The 14,438-nt window shown below is 57.9% G+C and carries 10 protein-coding genes; 8 read left to right on the plus strand and 2 right to left on the minus strand.

Features of this window, described 5'->3' with window-relative positions:
• Window positions 1-27: 27 nt before the first annotated feature.
• The 5 genes from Q1B13_RS02800 (at window position 28) to Q1B13_RS02820 (ending at window position 5,883) form a co-directional block, all read left to right on the plus strand.
• Entirely contained in the window at window positions 28-1,545 is a 1,518-nt protein-coding gene (locus Q1B13_RS02800; RefSeq protein WP_299075665.1) for a class I adenylate-forming enzyme family protein, read from the plus strand.
• A complete protein-coding gene (locus Q1B13_RS02805) occupies window positions 1,542-2,201 on the plus strand; it encodes a DsbA family oxidoreductase (protein ID WP_298934878.1) in 660 nt (219 codons plus the stop codon). Before Q1B13_RS02800 ends, Q1B13_RS02805 begins: the two co-directional genes overlap by 4 nt.
• Before the next feature lie 76 nt (window positions 2,202-2,277).
• Window positions 2,278-3,486, plus strand: a complete 1,209-nt coding sequence (locus Q1B13_RS02810) for a multidrug effflux MFS transporter (RefSeq protein ID WP_298934877.1) — start codon at window positions 2,278-2,280, stop codon at window positions 3,484-3,486.
• Window positions 3,487-3,544: 58 nt separating this feature from the next.
• On the plus strand, window positions 3,545-5,209 hold the full coding sequence (locus tag Q1B13_RS02815; RefSeq protein WP_299075667.1) for a hypothetical protein: 1,665 nt from the start codon (window positions 3,545-3,547) through the stop codon (window positions 5,207-5,209).
• Window positions 5,206-5,883, plus strand: coding sequence for an SH3 domain-containing protein (locus tag Q1B13_RS02820; RefSeq protein ID WP_299075669.1), 678 nt, complete (start codon window positions 5,206-5,208; stop codon window positions 5,881-5,883). Before Q1B13_RS02815 ends, Q1B13_RS02820 begins: the two co-directional genes overlap by 4 nt.
• On the opposite strand, the gene mfd is transcribed toward Q1B13_RS02820, so the two are convergent.
• Window positions 5,880-9,335 carry a transcription-repair coupling factor gene (gene mfd, locus Q1B13_RS02825; RefSeq protein WP_299075672.1) on the minus strand — a complete coding sequence of 1,152 codons (3,456 nt, stop codon included), beginning with the start codon at window positions 9,333-9,335 and terminating at the stop codon, window positions 5,880-5,882. The genes Q1B13_RS02820 and mfd overlap by 4 nt on opposite strands.
• Before the next feature lie 22 nt (window positions 9,336-9,357).
• Window positions 9,358-9,882: a component of SufBCD complex gene (locus Q1B13_RS02830; protein ID WP_298934989.1), complete on the minus strand. Its 525-nt coding sequence runs from the start codon at window positions 9,880-9,882 to the stop codon at window positions 9,358-9,360.
• 119 nt (window positions 9,883-10,001) lie between these two features.
• Between Q1B13_RS02830 and hemB the strand changes: the two genes are divergently transcribed.
• The 3 genes from hemB to Q1B13_RS02845 all read left to right on the plus strand — a co-directional run bounded on the left by hemB (window position 10,002) and on the right by Q1B13_RS02845 (window position 14,350).
• A complete protein-coding gene (hemB, locus tag Q1B13_RS02835; RefSeq protein WP_299075675.1) occupies window positions 10,002-11,000 on the plus strand; it encodes a porphobilinogen synthase in 999 nt (332 codons plus the stop codon).
• 145 nt (window positions 11,001-11,145) lie between these two features.
• Window positions 11,146-11,718, plus strand: coding sequence for a YSC84-related protein (locus Q1B13_RS02840; RefSeq protein WP_298934872.1), 573 nt, complete (start codon window positions 11,146-11,148; stop codon window positions 11,716-11,718).
• A 169-nt stretch (window positions 11,719-11,887) separates the two neighbouring features.
• Complete coding sequence (locus Q1B13_RS02845) at window positions 11,888-14,350, plus strand: penicillin acylase family protein (RefSeq protein WP_299075678.1); 2,463 nt, start codon at window positions 11,888-11,890, stop codon at window positions 14,348-14,350.
• Window positions 14,351-14,438 lie beyond the last annotated feature (88 nt).

Raw genomic sequence — 14,438 nt, forward strand, 5'->3', positions numbered from 1 at the left:
CGCCATGCACCGCGATAGCCAGTCGTCATGTTGTCGATCTTCGATCAAGGACCGCCGCCGCCCTGCCCTTCGCCCTTTAATCTGGCCGCACATGTCTTGCGACGGGCAGACCGGAGCGCAGCCAAGACCGCGTTGTCGGTACTTGGTACGGACGGCGCCATCGACTGGACGTATCGCGAACTACAAACAGCCATTTTGGGAACCGGAACAGGCTTGCTGCAGACCGGACTGAAACCCGGAGACATCGTTCTGATGCGCTTAGGGAATACGGTAGACTTTCCAATCGCCTATCTGGGCGCTATCGCCGTTGGCATTGTGCCCGTGCCAACTTCATCGCAACTGACGGAACCCGAAACCGCGCACATGATCGAAGATCTGTCACCTGCGGCTGTTCTGCGAGACCCTACAGTCGCCTGCGCGTCGCTCCCCTGGCAAATCGACCTGACCGAGCTGACCGCCATGCGAGGTCTGCCTCCTGCTGACTATGCCATGGGTGATCCTGAGCGGTTGGCCTACGTGGTCTACACCTCTGGAACTTCTGGAAAGCCGCGCGCCGTGGCACATGCGCACCGTGCCATCTGGGGGCGACAGATGATGGTGGACGGTTGGTACAGCCTGCGGGAAGACGACCGGCTGTGCCACGCGGGTGCGTTCAATTGGACCTATACGCTGGGCACCGGTTTATTGGATCCGTGGACCATCGGTGCAACGGCTCTGATCCCTGAACCAGGCACCGACATCTTTACACTGCCCGCCTTGCTGCGCCAGCACCGCGCTACAATTTTTGCCGCAGCGCCTGGCGTCTATCGCAAGTTGCTCTCACACTCAGAGGAGATTGATCTACCAGACCTGCGCCACGGCCTCTGCGCGGGTGAAAAACTGTCTCGTCATTTGCACGAACACTGGCAACAGGCCACCGGAACCGAGCTTTACGAAGCCTATGGCATGTCCGAATGTTCGACCTTCATCTCGTCCAGTCCAGCACATCCGGCGCGCGGTGAGGCGCTGGGGCAACCGCAACCGGGGCGCCGCATCGCCATTCTTGGGCCGGACGGTCCCATGCCACAAGGTCAGGAAGGAACCATCGCCATCCACCGGTCCGATCCGGGGCTGATGTTGACCTATCTCAACGCCCCTGACGAGGCGCAGGCCCGGATGCTGGGCGACTGGTTCCTGACCGGCGATCAGGGTGCAATGGCCGTCGACGGGCAGATCACCTATCTGGGTCGCGATGACGACATGATGAATGCGGGTGGCTACCGCGTCTCACCGGTTGAGGTCGAATCCGTCTTGTCCCGCTTTACCGGTATCACGCAGGTTGGCGCGGCAGCGGTTGAGGTCAAAGAGAACACATTTGTGATAGCCGCCTTCTACACCGGGCCCAAAAAGCTGGACGAAGACGCGTTACGCACCTATGTGGAGGCCAATCTGGCCCGGTACAAACAGCCGCGCGCCTTTGTTCATCTGACCGAATTGCCCAGTGGTGGCAACGGCAAGCTCCTGCGCCGCGCCCTGCCGGCCTATTTCAAGGCGTCTACCGAATGACCCAGACCGTCAAGCTCGACATCCTATCCGATCCGATCTGCCCATGGTGCTATATCGGCAAAACCCATCTGGACAAAGCGCTGGCCGCCGTTCCGGATCATCCCTTTGTTATCGAATGGCACCCATTTCAGCTGAACCCGGACATGCCGGATGCGGGCATGGATCGCCGTGAATATCTGGAACGCAAGTTCGGCGGCAAGGAAGGTGCGGTACGCGCCTATGCGCCCGTGGTTGAACACGCCGAAAACGCCGGTTTGAAGATCGATTTTGAAGGTATGAAACGCACGCCCAATACGCTGGACGCGCACCGACTGATCCATTGGGCTGGTATTGAAGGCAAGCAAAACGACGTCGTTGATGGGTTGTTCGATGCCTATTTCGTTCAAGCCCGCGACATTGGCGACCCCGAGGTGCTGGCAGATGTCGCTGACGGTGCCGGAATGGATGCAGCCGTGGTCATGAAACTGCTTAAATCAGACGCCGACCGCCAAGACATGAGCCAGCGCGATACCCATTCACGGGAAATGGGCGTCAGCTCGGTCCCGACGTTCATCGTGGCCAATCAGCACGCCGTTCCGGGCGCACAACCGCCTGAAATGTGGGCAAAAGTGATCGAGGAGATCATGTCTCAACTTGAGGCTTCCCCTGCAGAATAGCACATAGGTCTGTGCAAATTTCCGGTCTGGCGCAACCCGATCCGCCGTGATAGCGCGAACGGGTTAGGAGACCTTCATGGCCAACCGCATGTCCAAGGCGGAGTTCATTGCATTGATCGCAATGATGTTCGCCACCATTGCATTTTCGATCGATTCAATGCTGCCCGCTCTGCCCGAAATCGGCGCGCAGCTAAGCCCGGATGACATCAACCGGGCGCAACTGATCCTAACCTCATTTGTGTTGGGCATGGGGATTGGTACGTTCTTTACTGGCCCTTTGTCCGATGCAATCGGGCGTAAGCCGGTTATATACGGCGGCGCGGCGCTTTATGTCGCGGCTTCTGCCGTTGCCTGGGCGAGTTCATCATTGGAATTGGTATTGATCGCACGCGTGGTTCAGGGGCTGGGCGCCGCCGGTCCGCGCGTGGTGGCGATGGCGATCATTCGAGACTTGTATTCGGGCCGGGAAATGGCGCGGATCATTTCGATTGCGATGATGATCTTCACGTTGGTGCCTGCGGCCGCTCCGATGCTGGGCGCAGGTGTGATCGCGTTGTTCGGTTGGCGTGGGATTTTTGTATCGTTCATTCTGTTTGCACTGGTCATCATCTCTTGGATGGGTGTGCGCCTGCCGGAGTCGTTGGCTCGCGAGAACCGTCGTCCGATCCGGCTGCCGCTGATGATCTCTGCCACGAAAGAGATGTTTTCTCATCCGACCGTCCGCCTTTCGATTATGGTTCAGACCCTGTGCATGGGGGTGTTGTTCACCATGCTGACGATGGTTCAGCCGGTTTATGACGTAATCCATGACCGCGCCGATAGCTTTCCGTTCTGGTTTGGTTTCGTGGCGCTGATGTCCGGGTCAGCCAGCTTGCTCAACGCAGCCCTTGTTGTGCGCGTTGGTATGCGCCGGATGGTGACATGGGCGCTGGGGGGACAAATCCTGATTACCGCCTCAGTTATGGCCCTGAGCGCTACGCAGCTTTCGCCTGACGCCTCATTTGCGCTGTTTGTCTTCTGGCAGACCATGGTATTTTTTATGGCCGGCGTAACACTGGGCAATCTGAATGCCATCGCGATGGAGCCGATGGGCCATATCGCAGGCATGGCCGCTTCGGTCATCGGATCGATTTCAACTGTTTTGGCCGCTGCCATCGCAGCCCCTATCGGCTTGTTGTTCGACGGGTCTTTGACACCACTGACGATGGGCATCCTGACTATGTGCATCATCGCTTTTGGGCTGATGGTCCATATGGGACGGATTGAAGACAGGTTGCCTGCCTGAATTGTGCTGCGCGACTGAATCGCGCTACTCTCATCTCCAAGCCGAGGGGGGTCATTCAATGAGCGAGTATTACGATCTGGGCACCTATTCCTGTCCTGTCACAACCACGTCGCCCGAAGCACAGATCTGGTTCGACCGAGGGCTGAACTGGACATACGGCTATAACCATGAAGAAGCCGTAGTCTGCTTTAAGCGCGCAGCAGAATTTGACCCGGAATGCGCCATGGCCCATTGGGGCGTCGCCTACGCGGCAGGTCCGAATTATAACCTGCCCTGGGATCTGCAGGATGACCGCGGGAAACAAAAGGCATTGGCGTTGGCCTATGACGCTGCCCAAAAGGCACTGGCGCATATGGATGGGTGCACCGATGTAGAACAAGCCCTGATCCGCGCCCTGCCCGCCCGATACCCTCAGCGTGAACCAACCCCGGATATGCACAAATGGGATCACGATTTCGCGGATAGCATGCGTGCGACATTCGCCGCGCATCCTGATCACCTGGACTTGCGCACTGTTTTTGTCGAAGCGTTGCTGAACCTCACCCCCTGGCAGATGTGGGACCTGAAAAGCGGTCAACCCGCTAAAGGCGCCGCCACGCTCGAGGCGCAAGAGACGCTTGAGTGGGCCATGACCAATGATCCGGCCGCCATGTCACATCCCGGGCTGCTGCACCTTTATGTTCACTTGATGGAGATGTCGCCAACTCCGGAAAAGGCGCTCAAGGCCGGGGATGTGCTGCGGACAATGGTGCCCGACGCTGGGCATCTGGTTCACATGCCCACTCATATCGATGTGCTGTGTGGGCATTACCACAACGTTGTGCATTGGAATGAAAAGGCGACCGAAACCGATCTGAAGTATTACGAACGCGAAGGTGCCTTCAACCTCTACACTGGCTATCGCCAGCATGATTACCATTTTACCATCTACGGTGCGCTGTTTCTTGGCCAAATGGAACCGGCCTTACGGGCCAATCAGGGCCTTTGGGACACCACCCCCGAGGACATGCTGCGCATCGAAAGCCCACCGATGGCAGATTTTTTCGAAAGCTACATGTCCATGGGTCCGCATATCCTGATCCGCTTTGGCCGCTGGGATGAGGCTAAGGCGTTGGGGTTGCCGTCGGACCCCGAATTGTATTGCACCCTGACTGCGACAATCCACTACGCACGCGCCATTGCCTTTGCCGCCACGGATCAGGTGGCGCAGGCGGAAGCGGAGGAGCAAGAGTTTCTGGCGGCCATGTCGAGGGTGCCTGACTCACGCCTGCTGCACAATAACCGCGTCATTGATCTGCTTGAAATCGCGCGCGAAATGCTGCGGGGCGAGATCGAATATCGCAAACGGAACTATGCTGCAGCCTACACCCATCTGCGCCGCTCGGTCGAGCTGGACGACACCTTGCCATACGACGAGCCCTGGGGCTGGATGCAACCAACGCGTCACGCGCTTGGGGCGCTGTTGTTCGAACAAGGTCATGTAGCCGAGGCCGAGGCCGTTTATCGCGAGGATCTGGGACTGGGCGGAACCCTTAGCCGTGCGTCTATACATCCTGACAATGTCTGGAGCCTGAAAGGTTTACATGATTGCCTGAAGGCACGCGGTGAGGGCATTGAAATAAAACAGATTAAACAGCGCTTGGACCTTGCGCTGGCACGCGCTGACCGAGCTGTTGGCGCTTCCTGTTTCTGTGCGCAAGCCGCAATGAAGGCTGCCGAATGAAGTACCTGTCTGTCCTACTGGCCGCTTTGGTCTGCGGCCCGGCTTTAGCTGATCGTCAGTCTTTTCCACCCGTTGATCAGGCCGGTCGTGACCCCGCACTTGTTGCCTTTCGCGACGACCTTCTGGCCAAGATCACCGCGCGCGATATCGAGGCTGTCGTGGCCAGCGCCTGCCCTGATATCTATCTCAGCCATGGCGGCAACGGTGGCCCCGAAGAACTCCGCGAAAACCTGATGTTAGATCCCGAAAAGCTTTCTGAAGAGCTTCGCGATCAGGCCGACGAGATGCGTGAAAGCTACTGGGTCGCATTGCAGGATACGCTGTCGCAACCCGGTTATTTCGACGATCAGGGTGAATTCTGGATGCCGCATCAATGGCAGATCAGCCTGCCCGCGTCCCTTGACCCGTTCACCGCCTATTTCATCACCGGCGAGAAGGTCACCTTGCGCGGGGAACCGTCGCGTGGCGGGGCTATACTCGGGCTGATCAGCCATGAAGTTGTTTTTGTCCCGGACTATCAGGATGGGGCTGAATACCAATCAGTGCGCCTGACGGATGGCACCGTTGGTCATATGCACAGTGACTTTTTGTGGTCCATGGTCGGCCACCGTGCCGCGCTGGTCAAATCCAATGACGGCAACTGGCAATTGTGCACGTTTGTCTCGGGCGACTAGGCTTTGGCCTTTTTCTTCTGGGCCACCACTTTTTCTGCCAGATCCCGTGCGATGGCAAAGGCACCTTTGATCTTGTCGCTGTCCTTTTTCCAATCCCGACGCACGACGATCTTGTTGTCCTTGACCTTGGCGAGGCCGCGCTGGGCCTGAATGAATTCCACCAACCCCTGAGGTGAGGCGAATTTATCATTGTGAAACTGGATCGTGGCCCCCTTCGGCCCGCCGTCCAACTTGGCAATGCCCGCCCGCTTGCACATCGCCTTGATCCGCACCACCAGCATCAGCGTATTCACCTCTTTCGGCAGACTGCCAAAACGGTCAATCAGTTCGGCAGCAAAACCTTCCAACTCGACCTTGGTGGACAGCGATGACAGGCGACGATACAGCCCTAGCCGCACGTCCAGATCGGGCACATAGTCTTCGGGGATCAGAACCGGCACACCCAGATTGATCTGCGGTGCCCACTGATCGTCGGCCTCGCTGAGACCCTCCATCTCACCCGCCTTGATCTTGGCAATCGCCTCTTCCAGCATCGATTGATACAGCTCATATCCCACATCACGCATCTGACCGGACTGTTCTTCACCCAACAAGTTTCCGGCACCACGAATATCCAGATCCTGCGAAGCCAGCGTGAACCCTGCCCCCAACGTGTCCAGCGAACCCAAAACGCGCAGACGTTTTTCGGCCGTATCGGTCAGCTTCTTGCGCGGCTTTGTGGTCAGATAGGCGTAAGCGCGGGTCTTGGACCGCCCAACGCGACCCCTGATCTGATAAAGTTGCGCCAAGCCAAACATATCGGCGCGGTGCACGACCATCGTATTGGCAGTGGGAATATCCAAGCCGCTTTCCACAATCGTTGTGGCCAGCAGGACATCGTATTTCCCATCGTAAAAGGCGTTCATCCGATCATCGAGCTCACCCGCGGCCATCTGCCCATGGGCGACCATATACGTCAGCTCGGGCAGTTGTTCTTTCAGGAATTCCTCGATCTCGGGCAGGTCCGAGATGCGTGGGACAACGTAGAAGCTCTGCCCGCCGCGATAGTGTTCCCGCAGCAGCGCCTCGCGTATCGTCACCGTATCGAACTCACTGACATAGGTTCGGATCGCTAGCCGGTCGATGGGCGGCGTGCCGATGATCGACAAATCGCGTACACCGGTCAGGGACAGTTGCAACGTCCGCGGGATCGGCGTTGCCGTCAGGGTCAGCACGTGGACATCCGACCGCAATTGCTTGAGCCGTTCCTTATGAGCCACACCGAAATGCTGTTCTTCATCAATGATCAGAAGGCCCAGATTGTTGAACCGTATTCCCTTGGCCAGCAGTGCGTGAGTACCAATCACGATATCGACCGTACCCCGCGCCATCCCGTCCCGGGTCTGTTGCGCATCTTTTGCCGACACAAAACGGGACAGTTGCCGGACCTCCATTGGGAAGCCCCGGAAACGTTCCCGAAAGCTGGCCGCATGTTGCCGCGCCAACAGAGTCGTAGGCGCAATGACCGCCACCTGAACACCCGACATCGCGGCCACAAAGGCCGCGCGCATGGCGACCTCGGTCTTGCCGAACCCGACGTCGCCACAGATCAGGCGATCCATAGGTGCGCCCGAATGCATATCCTCCATCACCTCGGCGATGGCACGCAATTGGTCGTCGGTTTCTTGATAGGGGAACCGGGCGCTGAACTCTTCCCACGCGTGTGGCGGTGGGTCCATCACCGGAGCCTTGCGCAGGGCGCGTTCGGCAGCGATGCGGATCAGCTTGTCCGCCATCTCGCGGATACGCTCTTTCAGCTTGGCCTTCTTGGCCTGCCATGCACCGCCGCCAAGCCGGTCTAACAGACCCTCTTCGTGGCCGTATTTTGATAGCAGTTCAATGTTTTCGACCGGAAGATACAGTTTTGATTTTTCAGCATATTCCAGCAGCAGGCATTCATGGGCAGCGCCTGCGGCGGTGACCACTTCCATACCCATATAACGCCCAATGCCGTGATCCACGTGGACAACCAAATCACTAGGGCTGAGGGACTGAGTTTCGGTCAGGAAATTCTCGGCCTTGCGGCGTTTCTTGGGCTGGCGGATCAACCGATCACCCAGCACATCCTGTTCTGCGATCACTGTCAGATCCGGGGTTTCGAACCCATGTTCCAGCGCCCAGACGGCCAGATGCAGACCGCGCTTGCCAATTCGGGTGCCGTCAGCGACCGGAACCGCCTCTGCCAGACCTTCATCTTCAATCAAACCCGTCAGCCGTTCCCGCGCCCCTTCCGAATAGGATGCGATCAGCACCGGCCCCTTGCCCAACTTGCTCGTGATGTGGTCGGCCAATGCACCGAACAGGCTTATGCTCTCCTGTTGGCGTTCTGGGGCAAAGTTTCGTCCGATCCGCCCGCCTGCATCGATCACACCCGGCCCACTAGCCTGCGGCAACGGGCTGAACTGCATAACCCGCCTGTCGCCCACTGCCTTATCCCAGGCCGCGTCATCCAGATACAACAAGTCGGGCGGTGTTGGTTTATAGACCGTGTCCATGCGCGAGCGATTCTCCAGCGCATGTTTTCGCGTCTCGTATTGGTCTTCGATGCTATCCCACCGTGCCAACCGCGCTGGCGTCACCTGATCATCGATGGAAATCGTTGCGTCCGGCAGATAGTTGAACAAAGTCTCAAGCTGTTCGTGAAAGAAAGGCAGCCAATGCTCCATCCCCTGATGCTTGCGCCCGGCACTGACCGCTTCGTACAGCGGATCATCCGTCCCTGCCGCACCGAATTCGATCCGGTAGTTCTGGCGGAACCGAGTGATCGCTGCCTCATCCAGAATAACCTCGGATACCGGTGCCAGCTCGACCACATCTAGTTTCTCAGTCGTGCGCTGAGAGACGGGATCGAATCGGCGGGCGCCGTCCAGAACATCTCCGAACAGATCGAGGCGAACCGGTCCCGATTCACCCGGAGGGAAGATATCGATGATACCGCCCCGGATTGCATAGTCGCCCGGCTCCATCACCGTTGGGCTTTGGGTAAACCCCATGCGAACAAGGAAATCTCGTAAAGCGCCTTCATTGATGCGATGATTGACGCGGGCGGTGAATGCCGCTTCACGCAGAACATCGCGCGCCGGAACCTTTTGCGTCGCCGCGTTCAGCGTCGTCAGCAAAATGAACTTCTGCGGCATTTGATGCACCAGCGCGGCCAAAGTCGCCACCCGTGCAGCCGAGATATCTGGATTGGGTGCGACACGATCATAGGGAAGACAATCCCAACCGGGAAACACGAAGACCGGCATATCCGGGGCAAAGAAAGACAACGCCGCCCGCATTGCCTCCATCCGCTTGTCATCGCGGGCCACGTGGCAAACTGGCGCGCCCGACCGCGCAATTTCGTTCAGCACAAGCTTTGCGTCAAACCCTTCAGGGGCGCCGCCGACTGTAACGTGGTTCGGAGCCTTCATCGCCTTGCCTTTCAGATTTTTGCTATCCCAGAACGCCGATCGAAATGTTCTGATACATGCCCCAAAGCGCAGTGACCAGCACCGAGATCATACCGATGATCTGGGTATACAGCCGACAGCGAGACAGGGTTTTTGCAACCCGTTCAAGCGTCAGCTCCTCTTGGCGTAACCGCCGGGCGTGAGAAATGTTCACAAGCGTCACGAATGTCATTGGAAACGCCAGCAGGAAAACTGCCTGCGCAAACTCGACTCCGTAAAAAAAGCCTAAAGTACCAAGCCCCGTGGACACAAAGCACACGATGGCCAAAAGCAGCGTTCCGGACATATCAACGATGTTAAGCATCCGATTGGTTTGGATCCGCACGATGTCGAGCAGATCGGCTTCGGCCTGACCACCGACGCGACGGGCGCGGATCACAAGATCATAAGGGACGCCCATAACCCAATGGCTGGTTGACGACCAAACCACCGCCAAGACGATCCAAAACCACAGATTTGAAAAGCTGCGCATGTCGATGAGTTCGAAGATCGAAGTGTACCAGTCCAAACCCAGCCCTTTATTCAAAATCCTCAGGGGGTTCTATCGCACCAGCGCGTCCATTGGTACCCTTGAGACCGTCGCGAATTCATGCCACCCAATGCGGCATTGTTCAAGGAGAACGAGTCATGAAACCGACCATTGCCCCTTTTCCCCTGACCCGGTTCCGGCGTGCGCGTCAATCTGCGGCTGTTCGGGGGTTGGTTCGGGAAAACACTTTGACCTGCGATGACTTGATCTGGCCGGTCTTTGTCAGGGATGGGGAAGGCGTGGAAGAACCCGTGTCCTCGATGCCCGGTGTCATGCGCCGTTCCGTCGACCTGATCGCCAAAGCGGCTGTTGAGGCACAAGCGCTTGGCATACCCGCAATCTGCATCTTTCCTTATACGGATGCGTCTCTCAAAACCGAAGACTGCGCCGAGGCTTGGAACCCAGACAACCTGTCGAACCGGGCGATCAAGGCGATCAAGACGGCCGCGCCTGACATAGCCGTCATGACCGATGTGGCGCTGGATCCCTACAATATCAACGGTCATGACGGCTATGTCGTTGAGGGTGAGATCGTAAATGATCAGACCGTCGAAGCGTTGGTTAAAATGGCATTGGCCCAGGCCGAAGCCGGGGCCGATATTATCGGCCCATCGGACATGATGGACGGCCGTATCGGGGAAATGCGCCGCGCGCTGGAAAGTGCTGGCCATCACAACGTTATGATCCTCAGCTACGCCGCGAAATACGCCAGCGCCTTTTACGGGCCGTTCCGCGATGCAGTTGGCGCATCAGGCGCACTGACCGGTGACAAAAAGACCTATCAGATGGACCCGGCCAATTCTGACGAGGCCATGCGCCTGATCGAACGTGACCTGACTGAAGGCGCCGATATGGTGATGATCAAACCGGGCATGCCCTATCTGGATATCTGCCGCCGCGTAAAAGACACGTTTGGGGCACCGACCCACGCCTATCAGGTGTCCGGAGAATACGCGATGATTCAGGCGGCTGCGCAGAACGGTTGGATAGACGGTGAGAAGGCAATGCTGGAAAGCCTGATAGCCTTCAAGCGAGCCGGATGCGATGGCATCCTGACCTATTTCGCCCCACAAGTCGCAAGGTATTTACAAGACTAAACCGCCGACCCATTGCGGTTTTCCGCTGGTGTGCGAGGCTGCTACGCCAGCTTTTCCCGTGACATAGCGGAACAATCCGCGTAGTCTAACGGCCAAGATCGGGTTCACCCGACATTTCAGGCACTTCGACAGAGATATAACAATCATGAGCAGTTCCAACTCCCCCCGACTGACGCGTCGTGGTTTTGCCCTTGGCATGACCGGTCTGACCTTTACTGCCGCTTGCGGCAACGGGGTCGGTTCATCCAATGCCACCACGATCGACGCCCGCGTCGATGCGACGCTGAACGAAATGTACACGCGGTACCCCAATACGGTCGAGATTTCGCAAAAGGCCACTGGCATGCTGGTCATGCCGTTGATCACTGAAGCCGGCTTTATCTTTGGCGGCGCTTACGGGCGCGGTGCGTTGCGCATTCAAGGCGCAACCGTCGATTACTATTCCGCAGTTTCCGGCAGCGCTGGTTTGCAGATCGGCGCACAACAATACACCCATGTGCTGTTCTTCATGACGCAGGATGCATTGAACGATTTCCGGCGCGCCAGCGGTTGGACCGCGGGTGCCGATATCGGCTATGTTGTCGATGCGACAGGCGAAACCCTGTCAACGGATACGACGACGTTGCGGACCCCAGTTCTGGCGGCCATCTTTGGGCAGGCCGGTCTCAAATTCGGCGCAACCGTAGAAGGCACCAAATACACGCGCATCATTCCTTAACTCGGGCGATACCTACCACTTTTCCCACCCCGTTGCCGTGTTTGTCACTGCGACGGGGTTTTCATTTTGCCCTGTCTTTGACACGTTCTTGCGCCGTTCCTCTTTCGGTCACAGCCGCCATCCACTAGTCTTTGCGACATCGAATTATGAAGAAGAATGTGGGGCATTGATGGGTCTTGTTTTTCGCTGGCTGGTGCGCATTGCCTCGGGCCTGGTCCTGCTGATCCTCGCCGGTGTGGGCCTTGTCTATTTTCTGGCCAGTCAGTCCCTGCCTGAATACGACCAAACCCTAGAAGTTCGCGGGCTGACCGCTCCGGTCGAGATCGTGCGCGATACGGCCAATGTGCCTCATATTCTGGCTGAAACCGACCCGGATGTCTTTTTCGGACTAGGGTATGCCCATGCACAGGATCGCCTTTGGCAAATGACAGTGATGCGCCGCACGGCGCAGGGCCGGTTGTCCGAAGTGTTTGGACCACGCACCGTTCATATCGATAAACTGCTGCGCCGGTTGGATCTGTATGGTCTGGCGCATCGCTCGGTCGAGGTTCAGGACGACTACACCAAAGCTGCACTGAGGTCTTATGCGGCGGGCGTCAACGCCCGCCTGACCGAGATCAACGAAGAAGCGTTGGGCCGCGGCGCGCCCGAGATGTTCCTGTTCAACACCCCCGTATCCCCTTGGCAACCTGGCGACAGTATTGCGGTGATCAAGCTGATGGGGCTGCAGCTGTCCGGGCATTTGCAGGATGAGGTGCTGCGGGCCCGTACCTCGCTGATGCTGAACAACCCTGAACGGCTGGCCGATATCCTGCCCGACGTCCCCGGACCCGGAATAGCCGCATTGCCAGAATATGCATCATTGTTTCCAACCCTGCCACGTTATGCACGCGGAACCGACATGCCCAACACGCCGCTGTCGCCCTTCCCCAAACGTGGGTTGGCCGGGGCATCCAACGCATGGACCGCTGCTCCTTCCCGGTCCGCCAGTGGTGGCACCCTCCTGGCCAATGATCCCCATCTGGGGTTCACAGCTCCGGGTGTCTGGTATCTGGCACATCTGGGGCTGGCCAAAGGCGGCGTCATCGGTGCAACAATCCCCGGCATACCAGCCGTCATGAGCGGTCGCAGCGACCGGCTTGGATGGGGGCTAACCTCGTCCTATCTGGACGATCAGGACGTGCATATCGAGCAACTGAACCCGAACAACCCAGAAGAATACCTGACACCTGAGGGCTACAAAGAGTTTCGCAAACGCCCCTCGATCATCGAAATCCAGGGCGAAGCCCCTATAACGCTGACATTGCGCTGGACTGATAACGGCCCGGTCCTGCCGGGCAGTCACTACGATCTGGAAACGATCACGCCTCCGGGGCATGTTGCGTCTTTATCATGGACCGCGCTCAGCCCTCAGGACACATCAATGACCGCCTCAATGGCGTTGATGAATGCGGACAATGTGGACCAGGCCATCGAAGTAGCCGAACAGTTTATCGCCCCGTCGCAGAACCTGTCGTTAGTCGATACGGACACGATTGGAATGAAACTGATCGGAGCAATGCCGGGGCGCCATCTGCGCAATCAAAGCCAAGGGCGCATCCCGACACCGGGCTGGATCGAAGCCAACCGTTGGCAAGGGCGCCTGCCCTATGCAGAAAACCCCGAATTCGTTGCCCCTGCAGGTGGTGTTTTGGGCAATACCAACAACAAGATCATTGATCGCGCGTTTCCAAATCACGTGTCTTTTGAGTGGGGCGATACGCAACGCGTCAACCGATGGGAACGTTTGATGATGTCCCGCGAGGTTCACACCCGAGACAGCTTTATCGAAGCGCAATTGGACACGGTCAGTTTCACTGCCCGTTCATTGCTGCCACTGATCGGGGCTGATCTATGGTTTACAGGGGCGTCCGCCCCCGAAGGCACGCCAGAACGCCAGCGCCAGATTGCCCTGACGCTTTTGGCCGACTGGAATGGTGAGATGAACGAACATCTTCCAGAACCTCTGATCTATGCCGCATGGTTGCGGGCGCTTCAGGCCCGTCTGATCTCGGACGAGCTTGGCCCTCTGGCCGGTGAGTTCAAACATGTTGAGCCCTTGTTCATCGAACGGGTCTACCGCGACATTGACGGTGCTGGGGTCTGGTGCGACGTCCGCCAAAGCGCGCCCAAAGAAACCTGCACGGAAATGGCACGTCTGGCGCTGGACGATGCGTTGATCTGGATATCCGAGCGGTATGGCAGTGCGTTGGAATCGTTGCGTTGGGGCGATGCGCATCAAGCCACTCATGATCACCCTGTTCTAGGTGAAGTCCCCGTTCTGCGCTATTTCGTGAACATTCGCCAGTCTACAAGCGGTGGTGACAACACCCTGCTGCGCGGTCGCACATCCGGCGAGGGCCCGGATCCGTTCCAGAACGTGCACGGTGCGGGCTATCGTGGTGTTTATGATTTTGCCGACCCTGACAGCTCGGTTTTTATCACTGCAACCGGGCAGTCAGGTCATTTTCTGTCTCGCTATTACGACGATCAGGCACAGCTGTGGCGGCGTGGTGAATACATCCCGATGTCACTGGATATGGATCTGGCGCGGGCCGCGGCTGTTGGCGTCACAAACCTGATCCCGCGATAAGCCATCCGTTCGGCAAGTCCTCGCCCCTTTTTTTTCGTGTCGTGGACGCCGACAGCCGCGCCGCCTACTATCCACTGGCCGACAAACG

It is taken from the genome of uncultured Ruegeria sp. (genome assembly GCF_947489545.1).
Lineage (GTDB): Bacteria > Pseudomonadota > Alphaproteobacteria > Rhodobacterales > Rhodobacteraceae > Ruegeria.